4 protein-coding genes are annotated in these 14,816 nt (G+C 74.4%); all 4 read right to left on the bottom strand.

The features are described from left to right. Positions 1 to 19 precede the first annotated feature (19 nt). The 4 genes from ACIP4O_RS06365 to ACIP4O_RS06350 all read right to left on the bottom strand — a co-directional run bounded on the left by ACIP4O_RS06365 (position 20) and on the right by ACIP4O_RS06350 (position 14,743). Entirely contained in the window at positions 20 to 970 is a 951-nt protein-coding gene (locus ACIP4O_RS06365; RefSeq protein ID WP_401572157.1) for a TauD/TfdA family dioxygenase, read from the bottom strand. Between the two features lies 1 nt (position 971). After that, on the bottom strand, positions 972 to 2,210 hold the full coding sequence (locus ACIP4O_RS06360; RefSeq protein WP_401572154.1) for a cytochrome P450: 1,239 nt from the start codon (positions 2,208 to 2,210) through the stop codon (positions 972 to 974). A gap of 46 nt (positions 2,211 to 2,256) precedes the next feature. Then, positions 2,257 to 3,135: an ABC transporter permease gene (locus ACIP4O_RS06355; protein ID WP_401572151.1), complete on the bottom strand. Its 879-nt coding sequence runs from the start codon at positions 3,133 to 3,135 to the stop codon at positions 2,257 to 2,259. 196 nt (positions 3,136 to 3,331) lie between these two features. After that, on the bottom strand, positions 3,332 to 14,743 hold the full coding sequence (locus ACIP4O_RS06350; protein ID WP_401572148.1) for an amino acid adenylation domain-containing protein: 11,412 nt from the start codon (positions 14,741 to 14,743) through the stop codon (positions 3,332 to 3,334). Positions 14,744 to 14,816: the final 73 nt, after the last annotated feature.

Raw genomic sequence — 14,816 nt, 5'->3', positions numbered from 1 at the left:
CCCCTCGCGTCCGGGGTGCTCAGGTCATCGAGACGACGACCTTGCGCGTACCGGTGAACGCCTGTCGGCCGTGCAGTACGGAGTGGTTGTCCACGATCATGACGTCTCCCCGCTGCCAGGGCTCGATCAGCTTGTGCGCGTCCTGGGCGGCGCGGACCTCGGCCAGATCGGCGTCGGAGAGCGGCGTGCCGTCGGCGTACGTGACCCAGTGCGGCAGGTCGGCGACGGATTCCGTGATCGACAGCAGCAACTCCCCCTCGTCGTCCGGGAGGTTGGAGGGGTGCCACTGGTCGGCCTGGTTGAACCAGGTGTCGCGGCCGGTGCGCGGGTTCTTCACCGTGCCGGGGCGGTGCTGCCGGACGCGAAGCCCCCCGTCACCGGTCCACTCGAACTCCGCCGCCGACGCGGTGAGGAACTCACCCACGGCCTCCTTGTCCGTCGTCTCGAAGGTGTCCTGCCACGACTTGCCGAGCCCGGCCCCGCCGTGCAGGTACTGGTGGTACACGACACCGGAGGCGAAGCGGTCCCTGACCTCGGGCGAGAGGGCGCCGAGCAGCGCCTCGCCGTCGCAGACCGGGGTGGCGCCGCCGGTGTCGGGGGCGTCGAGGCAGCAGAAGTACAGCCGATCGGGCCACTTGGCCGCGTAGGAGAGCTCGTTGTGCAGGGTGATGTCGTAGCGCGCCGGGTACTCGGTCGAGGTGAAGACGCCCTCGGAGAGCGTCGTGCGGGGCGTGTTGCCGCCGCGGTAGCTCTGGATGAGGTCACGGCCGAAGCCGCTGACGGAGGCGTGGAAGGCGGCGGTGTCGCGGACGCCCGCGCCGCGCAGCATCACCACGCCGAAGCTGCCGAGCAGTTCGCGCACGTGTCCGCGCACCTCGTCCCAGCGGGCCTCGCTCCAGGTGTCGGCGGGGGCCTCGGTGTGCAGGATCGCGAGCCGCGTACCGCCCGTGGTCCGTATGTCGTGGCGCATGTCAGCGCACCTCCTGGCGGGCCGGCTCCGCGCGCAGTGCGACGGGCAGTCCGCTGTAGCCGTTGATGAAGTTGGAGTAGAGCCGCCGGGGCGGGCCGAGCAACGTGATGTCGGCGACCATGGCGCTCAGCGCTTCCACCATGGCGTTCACGTGCACCCGGCCCAGGAAGGCGCCGAGGCAGAAGTGCGGGCCGTGGCCGAAGACCACGTGCTTGTTCGGGCTGCGGCCGACGTCGAAGGTGTCCGGGTCGGTGAAGACGTCCTCGTCGAAGTTGGCGGAGGCGTTCCACAGGGTCACCACGTCCCCGGCCCTGATCGTCCGGCCCCCCAGCTCCACGTCGACGAGCGCGCGGCGCCCGAAGTGCATGGCGGGGGTCGTCCAGCGCAGGATCTCCTCCGTGGCCGCGTCCGAGGTGACCTCGCCGCTCTTGAGCCGGCGCCACTGCTCCGGGTTCTCGGCGAGGGCGATGAGCCCGCCGATGATCGACATCCGCGTCGACTCGTCGCCGCCGAGGATGAGGCTGTAGCTGTTCAGGATGATCTCGTCGTCGGAGAGCGGCTCGCCGCCGACGGTGGCGGTGGCGAGAGTGCTCAGGACGTCGTCCCCGGGCCTGGCCCGGCGCTCGGCCGCGAGCTGGGAGAGGTAGAGGAGGATCTCGTTGCGTGCCATCAGGGACTCGAACTCGCTCTCCTCACCGCTGTGCCGCGAGAGCGTGCGGGTGTTCCACTCGACCAGTTGCGGGCGGTCGGCGGCCGGGATGTCGAGGAGGTCGCCCATGGTGTGCATCGGGATGTGGTCGACGACGTCGGTGACGTAGTCGATCCGGTCGCGCGCCACCGCCGCTCCGAGGAGTTCGCGGGTGTGCCGGTGGACGCCCTCCACGACCGGCGCGAGGACCCGCGGCGAGAACGACTTCAGCATCAGGTTGCGGATCTCGCGGTGGCGCGCCCCGTCGGTGACGGCGAGCATCTTGCCCGCGGCCGAGTCCTCGCCCTGGAGCAGAGTGGTGAGGACCGTGCCCTTCTCCGAGGTGAACCGCTTGTTGTCGCGGTAGACGGCGACGGCGTCCTCGTACCGGGAGAGCACCCAGAACCCGGGGGTGCCCGGGTGCCGGTGGACGGGGCTCTCGGTACGGAACCGCCGCCACATGGCGCGCTGGTCGACGTCGAGGAAGGTCTGCGGATCGGTGAGGTCGAGCGAGGCGGGCTCGGGCGCCGCCGCGCGTGCTGTGACTGGCATGGCGTTCCTTGGGTCTACGGGTGCAGGGCGGTTTCGGGAAGCCGGTTCAGGGCCGCTGGAACCGGCGCAGGCTGACGGCACAGCAGACGGTGAGCAGCGCGCTCGACGTCACGGCGGCCACGACCAGGGGGTGGTCGCCGACGAAGCCGGGCCCCGTGGTGGCGGGGTTGCCCCACAGGTCGCGGCAGGCCGCGATGACGGCGCTGACGGGGTTCCACTCGGCTAGGGGGCGGATCGCGGCGGGCATGGACCGCGGGGAGAGGAAGGCGCTGGACAGGAAGGGCAGCACGATCACGATGAACGGCGCGACGACGCTGATGGTCTCGATGCTGCGCAGGGTGATCGCGAGCAGCACGCCGAGCCACAGCATCACGTACGTGAAGGCGGCGACCAGGGCGAAGCCGGCGAGCGTGCGGAGCACTCCCGTGTGCGAGCGCCAGCCGAGCAGGAGCCCGGCGCCGGTGGTGACCGCGAGCGCGACCAGGGCGGTCAGGAAGTCCGCGGCGGTGTGCCCGAAGGGCACGGCGGAGCGGCTGATCGGCAGCGACCTGAACCGGTCGACGATCCCGCCCCGCAGGTCCATCGCCATGGACACGGCGGTCGGGCCCACGCAGGCGAGCCCCACCTGAACGGCCCCGCCGGCGAAGACGTATTCGATATAACTCCCCCCGGCGGGCAGGGAGATGGCGTCCCGGAAGAGGTACCCGAGCAGCACCATCGACACGAGCGGGTTGAGCACGATGCCGATGGCGCGGCCCGGCCCCCGGCGCAGCCGCGTCAGCCTGCGTCCGAACACGGCGAAGGCCTCGGTCGTGAAGGCCCTGAATCCGCCCGGCCGGGCCCCGTCGGGCAGGGGGGTCGCCGCGGGCGCCCGGCCGGGAGTGGGCGCCTGGGGGGTCGGCGCCGCGGGGAGGGTGGTCGTCATGACGGGGTCCGATCGTCCTGGGTGGAGCGCGGTGGCCGGATGGAAGGGGTGCGGTGGGCGGGGTCGGGGGCGTGCGCGGCCGGGCCGGGGCCGGAGAGCGCGAGGACGCCGCGCAGGCCGGCCCGGCGGGCGGCCGCCCACACGCGGCGCCGCCGGGCGGCCCCGGTGCGGGTGGCCGCCCGGGAGTACGCCGCTCTCACCGCGCTCCTCCGTCCGCGTGCAGCCGCTCCAGTTCGGCGGCCACGGCGCGGCCTATGCGGTCGAGGTTGTCCCCCGAGAGCATGTCGTCGTGCCCGCAGTCGACGTGGTGGACCCGCACCGGGCCCCGGGTGTGCGGGGCCCAGAGGCGTTCCTTGTCGGTCACCTCGCCCCACGGCGAGCGGTCCGCCAGGAAGAGCTGCATCTCCCCGTCGTAGGAGCCGGGCCGGTACCGCGTGTTGAGGACCTGGTGGCGGCCCATCAGCTCGACCATGCGCCCCATCCGCTCCTCGCCCAGCCGGGCGAGCGGGCTGTCGTCCCGGCGAAGGGCCTCGACGACGTCGGCCGAAGTCAGCTCGCGGCCCGCGTATTCCGCGGGATCGTGCCCGATGCCCTCCAGGAGCCACGCCAGGCTCTGCTGGACGTCGCGCTCGTCGACGACGTCGGTACGCGGGTAGGCGTCGAGATTGGCGAGCAGCCCCACCCGCTGCCCCGCGGCCCGCAGCTGCACGGCGATCTCGTAGGCGAGCAGGCCCCCGTACGACCAGCCGAGCAGGTGGTACGGCCCCTCGGGGCGCACCTCGCGGATGAGCTTCACGTACGCGGCCGCGTTCTCCTCGATGCTGCCGGGGAGCGGGGCGCCGTCGACGACGGCCGGCGACTGGAGTCCGTACAGGGGGTGTTCCGCCCCGATGTAGCGGGCCAGCGGCAGATAGGACAGGGCGAGGCCGACGCCGCTGTGCACGCAGAAGACGGGCGGGCGGTCCCCGGTGGGCCGGATGCTCAGGACGGGCGCGAAGGTGTCCGCGTCGTCCGCTTCCCCGGTCTCCGCGATCGCCTCGGCCATCCCCCGCACGGATTCGCGCAGCCGGGGAGCCTTGGCCCGGGCGGGTGCCGGGGCGGGCTCTTCCGCGGGGGCCGGCGCTTCCGCGGGGGCGGGTGCCTGGGCGGAGCGCAGGGCGGCGGCGAGGGCCGCGACGCTCTGGTGCTGGAAGACGTCGGCGATGGTGATGCCGATCCCGGCCTTGCGGGCGCGGGCCACCAGGCGCAGCGACTTCATGCTGTCCATGGAGCGCGTCTCGAAGAAGTTCTCCCGCGCCGACACGGTCTCGGCCCCCACCACCTCGGCGACGAGCGCGCACAGCGCCTCGACGACCGGGTCGGCCGCCACGGCCTCCGGCGCCGGTACGGTCCCGGTCCCGGCGGGCGTCCCGGCCCCACCGGGCGTCTTGGCCGTACGGCCGCCCCGGGTCACCTCGCGGCCGGTCCGCCACATCCGCGCGCCCGCGCCGCCCCAGGGGTCGGGGACGAAGCGCTGGGCGGTGGCGCCGGCCCGGCCCGCGTAGGCCCTGGCGACGGCGGCGCCCGCGAGGTACAGCTCCCCCTCCTCGGCCGGGCGCAGGCTCGCGTCGAGTACGTAGCCGTGGGCGTCCGTCCCTCGCGTGGTCGCCGGGAACGTGTCCGGCGCGGCCCACCGGGCGGGCGGGCGCTCGCGGGTCGCGACGCCGGTTCCCGCCAGCAGGGCCCCGAACAGCCCGGCCTCCTCGGAGCGCCCCGCGTCGAGCGCCGCCGAGACACGGGCGGCGGCCGTCCGGTGCTCGACGACGGTGCCCGAGGTGTTGCCGGGGATCACGTAGGCGGCCTGCTCCGGGCGTACGCGCGCGGAGCCGCTCGCGACCCCCGGCACGCCCGGCCCGGCCCGCAGTTCGGCGACGTCGAGGACGAGGACCGGCACCCCGGTGGCCCGCAGCCGCCCGGCGAGGCCCGCGGAGGCCACGACGCACACCGGGTCGAGGTCGGCGAACAGGGCCCGCGTCGCCTCGGCGGACCGCTCGGCGGCGAGCGGCACGTACGCCGCGCCCGCCTTGAGGACGGCGAGTGCCGCGACGGCCTGGTCCGCGGCGCGGGGCACGGCGAGCGCCACGGTCCGCTCGGCAGTGGCCCCGGCGGCGAGCAGGGCGCGGGCGAACACGTCGGCGCACCGGTCGAGTTCGGCGTAGGTCTGGGCCCGGGGGCCCGTACCGGTGGTGGCGTCGGGGCTCTCGGCGACGCGCTCGGCGAAGAGATCGAGCAGGGTCACGTCGGGCAGTTCCCGCACGATCGCGGCGAAGCCGTCCTCCTCGGGCGTCTCCTCCGCCGTGCGGTGCGCCGCCGCCTCCTCCGCGCCGTCCGCTTCCCCGGCGCCGTCCGCTTCCCCGGCGCCGTCCGCTCCCGCGATCCGCAGGTCCGCGAGGCGCACGTCCGGGTCGGCCACGGCGTCCCGGAGCACCTGCGTGAGCTGCCGCGCCAGGGTCTGCGCCGTCTCCCGCGTGAACAGGTCCTTGCTGAAGGTCAGCAGGCCCTGCATGCCGTCCCCGCCGAATGAGGGCACCACCTCGACGACGAGGTCGAGCTTGGCCTGGCGCGAGGGGACGTACTCGGGGCGCGTGGTCAGACCGGGCAGGCCCAGCTCGCGGACCCCGTCGAACTGCACGGTGAGGGAGACCTGGAAGAGCGGGTGCCGGTTGAGCGTGCGGGCCGGCCGCAGCGCGTCCACGACCCGGTCGAAGGGCACGTCCTGGTGCGAGAACGCGGCGAGGTCGGTCTCCCTGAGCCGGTCGAGAAGCTCGCGGAAGGTCGGGTCGCCACTGGTGTCGCCGCGCAGGACCAGGGTGTTGAGGAACATCCCGACAACATCCGCCAGCGCGTCGTCGGCCCGGCCCGCCACCGAGACACCCACCGGAATGTCGGTGCCCGCGCCCCGCCTCGTCAGCAAGGCGGAAAGGGCCGCCTGGAAGACCATGAACTCGGTGGTGCCGGTGGCCCGCGCCAGCTCGCGCACCGACGCCTGGAGCGCGGAGTCGATGTCGAAGAGCACCACCTCGCCCTCCCTGCTGCCCCGGGCGGGGCGCGGGAAGTCGGTGGGCAGCGGGGTCTCCTCGGGGACTCCGGCGAGCGCGTCACGCCAGAAGTCGAGCTGTTCGGCGGCGAGGCTCTCCGGGTCCTCCTCCTCGCCGAGGAGCGCGCGCTGCCACACGGCGAAATCGGCGTACTGGACGGGCAGCGGCCGCCAGTGCGGCGCCTGCCCCTTGCTCCTGGCCCGGTAGGCGGCGGCGAAGTCGTCGAGGAAGGGGCCCATGGACCAGCCGTCGAAGGCGATGTGGTGGAGCACGAAGAGCAGGACGTACTCCTGCGGCCCGGCCGGGAAGAGGCGCACCCGCAACGGCGTCCGCGCGGTGAGGTCGAAGCCGCGGTCCGCCTCGGCGGCCACCGCCGCGCCCACCTCGTCCGCGGGCACCCGCACCACCTTGAGCGCGGGGGCCCCGGCCGTGGCGTCCAGGACCCGCAGGGTGGGCAGGCCGTCCTCCTCCGGCATGACGGTGCGCAGCACCTCGTGCCGTTCGGCGAGGTCGCGCAAGGCCGCGCGCAGGGCCTCCGCGTCCAGCTGCCCGGTGATCCGGAAGGCCAGGACGGAGTTGAACGAGCCGTCGTCGCTGCCCTCGCGGCGGTTGAGGAACCACTGCCGCTGCTGCGTGAAGGAGAGCGGGCGTCCGGCCGCGGCGGGCGCGGGGACCAGCGCCGGGCGGGCCCGCTCGGCGCCCTCCACGCGGGCGGCGAGGGCGGCCGGGGTACGGGCCTCGAACAGGGCGCGGATGGGGAGTTCCACCCCGAGGACGGCGCGCGCCCGGCTGACCAGCCGGGTGGCGAGCAGCGAGTGGCCACCGATCTCGAAGAAGTCGTCGTCGGCCCAGACCTCCTCCCTGTCCAGGATGCCGGAGAAGAGACCGCACAGGATCTCCTCGACGGGCGTGCGCGGGGCGCGTCCGCGCGCACCGGTGCCGAAGAGCGGGTCGGGCAGGGCGGCGCGGTCGAGCTTGCCGTTGGTGGTCAGGGGGAGGGCGTCCAGCGCGACGACGGCCGAGGGCACCATGTAGTCGGGCAGTTCCCGTACGAGCCGCTCGCGCAGCGCGCCGGTGTCCGCGCCCGGGGCGACCACGTACGCGACCAGACGCCGCTCCCCCGCCTCGTCCTCGCGCATCACGGCGACGGCCTGCTCGACGCCGGGCGCCGCGGTCAGCGCCGTACTGATCTCGCCGAGTTCGACACGGATGCCGCGCAACTGCACCTGGTCGTCGCCCCGGTCCAGGTAGTCGAGTTCGCCGTCGGGGAGCCAGCGCACCAGGTCGCCGGTGCGGTACATACGGCTGCCGGGCGGTCCGTACGGGTCGGGCAGGAACCGCTGGGCGGTCAGCCCGGGCCTGCCGAGGTAACCGCGCGCCAGTCCGCCGCCGACGTACAGCTCGCCGGTCCCGCCGGTGGGCACCGGGCGCAGCGCCCGGTCCAGGACGTACACGCGGTGCGCGCTGGTGGGGCGGCCGATGGGCGGACGGCCGCAGCCGGGTGCCAGGGGGCCGCTGACGGTGCAGCCGACGACGGCTTCGGTGGGCCCGTACCCGTTGAACAGCCGTACGGAGCCCGCCCAGCGGTCGACGACCTCGGCGGGCACGGCCTCGCCGGTCACCACCATGCGCAGGTCCGCCGGGAGCCGGGAGCCCTCGGGGAGTGCTCCGGCCACGACCGGCGGCAGCGCCACCAGGTTGACGCGGGCCTCGTTGATCAGGTCGACGAGCGGCCGGCCGGGGGTGCGGTGTTCCTCGTCGGCGATGACGAGGGTGCCGCCGTTGAGCAGCGCCAGCATGATGCCGAAGACCGAGGCGTCGAAGCTGAAGGAGGCGAACTGCAGGACGCGCACGTCGTGGTCGAGGTCGAACCGCTCGGTGAGGCTGTCGGCCATCGCCATCAGCCCGGAGTGCGGCACGGCGACGCCCTTGGGGCGGCCTGTGGAGCCGGAGGTGTAGATGACGTACGCGGGGTGGCGCGGGTCGAGGGCCCCGTTCCTGTCCGCGTCGGTGAGGTCGTCGCCGGAGAGGCGGTCCAGCTCGGCCGCGAGGGCGGGCGAGTCGAGGACGAGGGGTGCGGCGTCGAGGTCCGGCAGGCCCGCCGGGCGGGCCGCGGTCGTGGTGTCCGTGATGAGCACCGCGGGGCGGGCGTCGTCGACGAGGTAGCCGACGCGGTCGGCCGGGTAGTCGGTGTCGACCGGCAGGAACACGGCTCCCGCCTTCATCGCGGCGAGGGCGGCGACGACCAGCTCCGGACGGCGCGGCAGCAGGACGGCGACGGGCTGTTCGGGGCGTACGCCGCGCGCGACGAGCAGCCGCGCGAGCCGGTTGGCGCGGGTGTTCAGCTCCGTGTAGTCGAGCACCTCCTCGCCGAGCCGCACCGCGGCCTTGCGCGGGAACCAGGCGGCCCACCGCTCCACGGTGTCGGTGGCGAGCAGGGCGGGTTCGGGCAGTGCGGCCCGGGCTCCCGACCAGTCCTCGGTGAGCCGTCGCCGCTCGTCCTCGGCGAGGGTGTGCACCCGGCCGAGCGGGATGGCCGGATCGGCGGCGAGGGCCTCCAGCACCCGGATGAAGCGCCGCACGAAGGAGTCCACCCGTTCCGCGTCGAACACGTCGGGGCGGTACTGGGCCTCGACCCGCAACTCCCCGTCGGTGCCGGGGAAGACCCCGATCGCCAAGGGGTACTCGGCGACGACGCGGGCCTTCCAGCCGAGCATGGTCAGCCCCGGGACGTGCTCACCGATCCGGTCGAGGACCCCGGAGGGGTAGTTGTGGAAGCTGACGACCGTGTCGAACAGTTCCCCGGTGCCCGCGCAGGACTGCACCTCGGCGAGGCCCAGGTGGTAATGGGGTTCGAGGCCGAGCCGGCGGTCCTGGAGTTCGGAGAGCAAATCCGCGAAGGGCTGCTCCGCGTCGAGCCGGACGCGGACCGGCAGGGTGTGCAGGAACGCGCCCACCATCCGCTCCACCTCGGGGAGTTCGGCCGGCCGGCCGGACACCACGGCACCGAAGGCGACGTCCTCGCGCCCGGTGAGCGCGCCGAGCACGGCCGCCCAAGCGCCCTGCATCACCGTGTTCAGGGTGATGCCGTGGCGGTGCGCCCAGGGGGTGAGGGCGGCGGTGACCTCGGCGGGGATGTCGGCGACGAGGGTCTCGGGCAGTACGGAGACCCGGTCCCGGTCGGCGGGTCCGAGGCGGGTGGCGCCGTCCCCTTCCAGGCCGGCGAGTTCGGCTCGCCATGCCGCGCGTGCCGCTTCCTTGTCCTGAGCGGCCGACCACTGAAGATAGCGGGCGGCGGGGGCCACGCGGGCGAGGGCGGTGGTGTCGGCACCGTTGGACCACAGGGTGACGAGTTCCTCCGCGAGCACGGCGGAGAGCGACCAGCCGTCGACGAGCATGTGGTGCGTGGTCCACACGACGCGGTGCCGGTCGTCGGCGAGGCGGTAGACCGTGAACCGGGTCAGCGGGCCGCTGGTCACGTCGAAGCGGCGCAGCCACTCCTGGTCGGTCCTGCGCGCCACCTCCGCGTCCACCTCGGCCGCGTCGACGTGCGTGAGGTCCACCTCCTCCCAGGGCAGCTCGACGCGGTCGGGGATCAGCTGGACCGGGTCGCCGTTCTCCCGTTCGCGAAACCGGGCGCGCAGGCCCGGATTGCGGTCGACGAGGGCGACGGCGGCGGCCCGCAGGGCGGCGCTGTCCATGCGGCCGCCGATGTCCATGACGACCTGGAGGGTGTAGGCGTCCATGCCCTGCCGGTCGAACTCGGCCTGGAAGAGCAGCCCCCGCTGGAGGGGCGAGAGCGGCAGGATGTCGCTCACCCCGCGCAGCTCGGTCGCGTAGGTGTCGATCTCCTCCTGCGCGAGCTCCACGAGCGGGAACTCGGCCGGGATGCGCCCGCCGGTTCCCGGCCGGTCCGCGTGCGCGGCGAGGGTGCGCAGGGCCCGGAACCAGCCCTCGGCCAGCTCCCGTACACCGTCCTCGTCGAGCAGGGCGGAGGCCCAGGTCCAGTCGGCGACCAGGACGGGCCCCTCGGCGCGGTCCTCGGTCACGGCGACGAGCTCCACCGGCTGGCGCAGGGGGGTGCCCGGCGCCATCGTCTGCCCGGCGCCGCCCGCCTCCATGGACCAGTCGCCGCCCGCGGCGGTGAACCGGCCCAGGTAGTTGAAGCCGAGCTGCGGGACGGGGGTGCGGGCCAGGACGCCCGCGGTCTGCGGGTTGAGGTGGCGCAGCAGGCCGTGGCCGATGCCGTGGTCGGGCAGGGCGCGCAGCGCCTCCTTGGTGCGCCGCACCGCGACGCCGAGGGACGGCCCGCCCTCCCGGACGTCGTCCCGGTCGAGCCCTCCCACGTCGAGGCCGAGGGGGTAGACGCTGGTGAACCAGCCGACGGTACGGGACAGGTCGAGGTCCCCCGCGATCTGCTCGCGCCCGTGGCCCTCCAGTTCGACCACGGCGCGGGTGGCGGGGGAACCGGCGCGGTCGGCGCGGTCGGCGAGTGCGAGGGCGAGGCCCGTCAGGAGCACCTCGTTGATCTCGGCGTGGAAGGCGGCGGGCACGGTCGTGAGCAGCGCGGCGGTGTGCTCGGCGGACAGTTCCAGGCGCAGCCGTCCCGCGCTCCCGCGCACGTCACGCGCCGGGTCGAGCGGCTGGTCGGTGAGCGTGATCCCCGGCTCCGCCGACGGCTCGGTCCACAAGGGCAGTTCGGCGACGCGGTCCGCGGCGCGGGCCTCCTGCGAGAGGGCCGTCGCCCAGCGCCGGTAGGAGGTCGGGACCGGGTCGATGGCCGGCTCGCGCCCGGCGGCGACCGCCTCCCAGGCCGCTCGCAGATCGGGCAGCAGAATCCGCCAGGAGACGCCGTCCACGGCGAGGTGGTGCACGACGAGGAGAAGGGTGCGAGCGGTCGCCTCCGGCGCGCTCCCGGCCGTCTCCGCACGCGTGCCCCCGGACTCCCGCGCCCGCGTGTCCTCCGGGTCCGTCACCAGCAGGACCGCCTGCGCGACGAGGCCCTCCAGCGGGCGCAACCGTGCGCGCGCGGCGGCCAGTTCGGCGGCGAGGACGGCTTCGCGGTCGCCCTCCGGCGGGATCGTGACCGTACGGAGCACATCGGCCGCCGCGACGGTGCCGCGCGGCCGGGTCTCCAGGGACCACAGGCCGGGCACGGGAGCGGAGAGGCGCAGTCGCAGGGTGTCGTGTCGGTCGATGACCGCCTGGAGCGCGCGTTCCAGGCGGGCGCCGTCCACCTCCGGGGGCACGACGACGGTGGCGTACTGGGCGAACTCCGCCGTCTCGACCGGGCGGTGGGCCAGCAGCTCACGCAGCTGGTCGGCCACCGGCAGCAGTTCGACTTCCCCGATGCCGTCCTCCACGAGCGGCGCGTTCTCCTCCGCGCGCCCCGCGGCGGCGGCGATGGCTGCCGGGGTGCGGTGCCGGAAGACGTCGCGCGCGGTGATGACAAGACCTTCCCTGCGCGCCCCGCTGACCACCTGGAGGGAGCTGATGCTGTCGCCGCCGAGGGCGAAGAAGCTGTCCTGGGGACCCGCTTCGGGCAGGCCGAGCACCTCGGCGAAGACCGCGCACAGGGTCCTCTCCTCGTCCGTGCGCGCGACCGCCTTCCGCGCCGCGCCGCCGAAGTCGGGCGTCGGCAGGGACTTGCGGTCCACCTTGCCGTGCGCGGTCAGGGGCAGTTCGTCCAGGGCGACGAGGACCGAGGGCACGAGCGCGCCGGGCAGCCGCCGCGCCAAAAGGTCGCGCGCGGCCACGGTGTCGGGACGCGGGCCGTCGCCGACGACGTAGCCGACGAGCCGCTTCTGCCCGGCCGGGTCCGTGACCGCGACCGCGACCGCCTCGGCGATCCCCGGCAGTTCGCGCAGGGCCGTCTCGACCTCGCCGAGTTCGATGCGCTGGCCGCGGATCTTGACCTGGTGGTCGACGCGGCCGATGAACGCGAGCTGCCCGTCCGGCCGCAGCACGACGTGATCGCCGGTGCGGTACATGCGGGAACCGTCGGCGGCGAAGGGGTCGGGCAGGAAGGTGGTGGCGGTACGGGCGGGGTCGCCGAGGTAGCCGCGGCCGACTCCCGCGCCGGAGATGAACAGCTCGCCCCGCACCCCGCGCGGCACGGGGCGCAGGTCCGCGCCGAGGACGTGGAGGCGGGTGTTGCGCAGGGGCCGGCCGATGGGCACGACGGGGGCGTCCAGGGCGGCGGGGCCGGTGAGGTAGGCGTGGGTGACGTCGTCCGAGCACTCGGTGGGGCCGTAGAGGTTGGCGAGCGGCACCTCGGGGTAGCGGGCGAACCAGCGCGCGCACAGGTCGGCGGGGAGCGCCTCGCCGTTGGAGATCATCCAGCGCAGGGCGGGCAGCCGCGGTGCCGTGCCCCCCGCGTCCCACACGTCGAGGGTGGCGCGCAGCAGCGAGGGGACGACCTCGATGACGGTGAGCGACTCGGCGCCGATGGCGGGGAAGAGGGCGTCGGGGTCGGCGGCGTCGCCCCGGCCGAAGGCGCGTACGCGGCCCCCGACGAGCAGGGCGGTCAGGGTCTGCCAGACGGTGACGTCGAACGTGACGGGCGCGTTGTGGACGAGGGCGTCGTCGGCGGTCAGGCCGAACTCCTCGATCTTGGCGAGGAGATGGTTGACCATGCCGCCGCGCTGCACCATGGCGCCCTTGGGCTTGCCCGTGGAGCCCGAGGTGTAGATGACGTAGGCGAGATCGAGCGGGCCGCCGGTGACCGGGGCGAGTTCGTCGGGGGCGTCGGCGGTGGTGTCGAGCACGTGCACGGGCAGCGGGGCGCGAAGCGCCGCCGCGGCCTCGCGCGCCCTGCCGGCGTGGGCGTCCTGCGTGAGCACGAACCCGGCGCCGCTGTCCCGCAGCAGCGCGAGCAGGCGGTCCCGCGGGGCTCCGGGGTCGAGCGGCACGAAGGCCCGTCCGGCACCGAGGACGCCGAGTTCCGCGGTGACGAAGTCCCGGCCGGGCTCGGTGAGGACGGCCACCGGGCCCCTCGCGCCGGCCTCGTCCAACAGGCGCGAGAGGGCGGAGGCGCGGCCGACGAGCGTGGCGTAGTCGATGCCGCCCTCGTCGTCGGTGACGGCGACCGCGTGCGGTGCCCGGGCGGCGTGCTCGCGTACGCGCTCGACGACGCCCCGGTAGGGCGTGGCGCGGACGGGCCCGGTGAGCGCGGCGGCGAGGTCCGCGCGCTCCTCGTCGCCGAGCAGGTCGAGGTCGCCGAGCGGGGCGTCGGGCGCGGCCTGGAGGAAGGCGCCGAGGAAGGCGGTGAACCGGCTCAGGTGGGCGCGGACCTCGGCGCGGTCGTAGCGGGCGGTGTTGCCGCTGAGGTCGATCCCGATGCCCGCGTCGCCCTTGTCAGCGACGGTGAATTCGAGGTCGTCGACGAGGCCCGTGGAGGGGCTGTAGATGGTGGCCTCGCAGGGGCCGATGGCCAGCTTCTCGACCTGCGGCATCATGTTGAGGAACGGGCCGAAGGGGCGCCGGTCGTCGCTCGGCAGGCCCATCGCGCGACGGATGGCGCTGACCCGGTGGCGCTGGTGCTTGAGCCCCGAGGAGAAGGTCCGGTACGCCGCCGTGAGCAGCTCTTCGCGGGTGGTGCGGGCGGACACGGCCAGGCGCAGCGGGACGTTGTTCACGACCATGCCGGGGATGCGGCGCATCGCGGCGCCGACCCGGGCCGTCACCGGCAGCGCGAGGAGGACGTCCTCGGTGCCGGTGGTCCGGGCGGTGTAGGCACCGAGCGCGGCGGCGAGCACGGTCTGCCAGGTCACCCGGGACTCCCAGGCGACCGCGCGCAGCAGCTCGGTCGTCGTCCCCGGCAGCACCGCGGTCTCCTGGTGGAAGGACTGGGCCGGCTCGGCGTCCCTGGTGGCGAGGGTGATCAGCTCGGGGCCGTCGCCCACCTGCTCGCGCCAGTACGCGGCATCGCGCGCGCCCTTCGCCGAGGCGGTGTACGCGGCCTCGGCGCCGACCAGTTCGGCGAGCGGGGGAAAACGGTTCTCGTCTGGCGAGGTGCCGTCGAGCAGGGACGTGTAGATCTCGGCCAGCCGCTCGAAGTAGATGACGTAGCTGAAGCCGTCGGAGACCAGGTGGTGGTTGAGCAGGCAGAAGAAGACGCGCTCGGGGCCGAGCGTGAACACGCTCATGCGGAAGAGCGGCACGTGCGGCCCCTGCCCGGGCATCTCGTCGAGCGGGAAGGGCACCGCGAGGTCGGCCCGGATCGCCTGCTCGGCGGCCCGCGCGGGGTCGGCCGCGGCGCTGACGTCGGTGACGGTGAGCGGCAGCGCGGCGAGCGGCTCGACGAACTGGCGGGGTTCGCCGTCCTGTTCGTCGAACCGGAGCCGCAGGCACTCCGACTCCTCGGCGAGCCGCGCGAGCGCCGTACGGAAGAGGTCCGCGTCGAGCGGCCCGCGGATGTCCCAGTAGATGGCGGTGTTGTAGGTCGCGCCCCCGCCGGAGAGTTTCACGTCGAACCAGATGTCCTTCTGGCCGGCGGTGAGCGGAAGGCCGACCGTCTGCACAGCTGTCATAGCAAATCCCCTAGCGAAGGTCACTGAAGTCGCACCGCGAAGCGATGAGCGAGGCGTGGTGGAGGTGGGGGGC

This window comes from Streptomyces sp. NPDC088923 (genome assembly GCF_044749745.1).
Classification (GTDB): Bacteria; Actinomycetota; Actinomycetes; order Streptomycetales; family Streptomycetaceae; genus Streptomyces.
Note: the sequence above shows the minus strand (reverse complement) of the source record. Positions and strands in the feature narration are given on the sequence as shown.

What these genes read in the sequence shown, in the direction of transcription:
- ACIP4O_RS06350 (WP_401572148.1), bottom strand. Translation starts at nt 14,743, where the DNA reads ATGACAGCTGTGCAGACGGTCGGCCTTCCGCTCACCGCCGGCCAGAAG.
- ACIP4O_RS06355 (WP_401572151.1), bottom strand. Translation starts at nt 3,135, where the DNA reads ATGACGACCACCCTCCCCGCGGCGCCGACCCCCCAGGCGCCCACTCCC.
- ACIP4O_RS06360 (WP_401572154.1), bottom strand. Translation starts at nt 2,210, where the DNA reads ATGCCAGTCACAGCACGCGCGGCGGCGCCCGAGCCCGCCTCGCTCGAC.
- ACIP4O_RS06365 (WP_401572157.1), bottom strand. Translation starts at nt 970, where the DNA reads ATGCGCCACGACATACGGACCACGGGCGGTACGCGGCTCGCGATCCTG.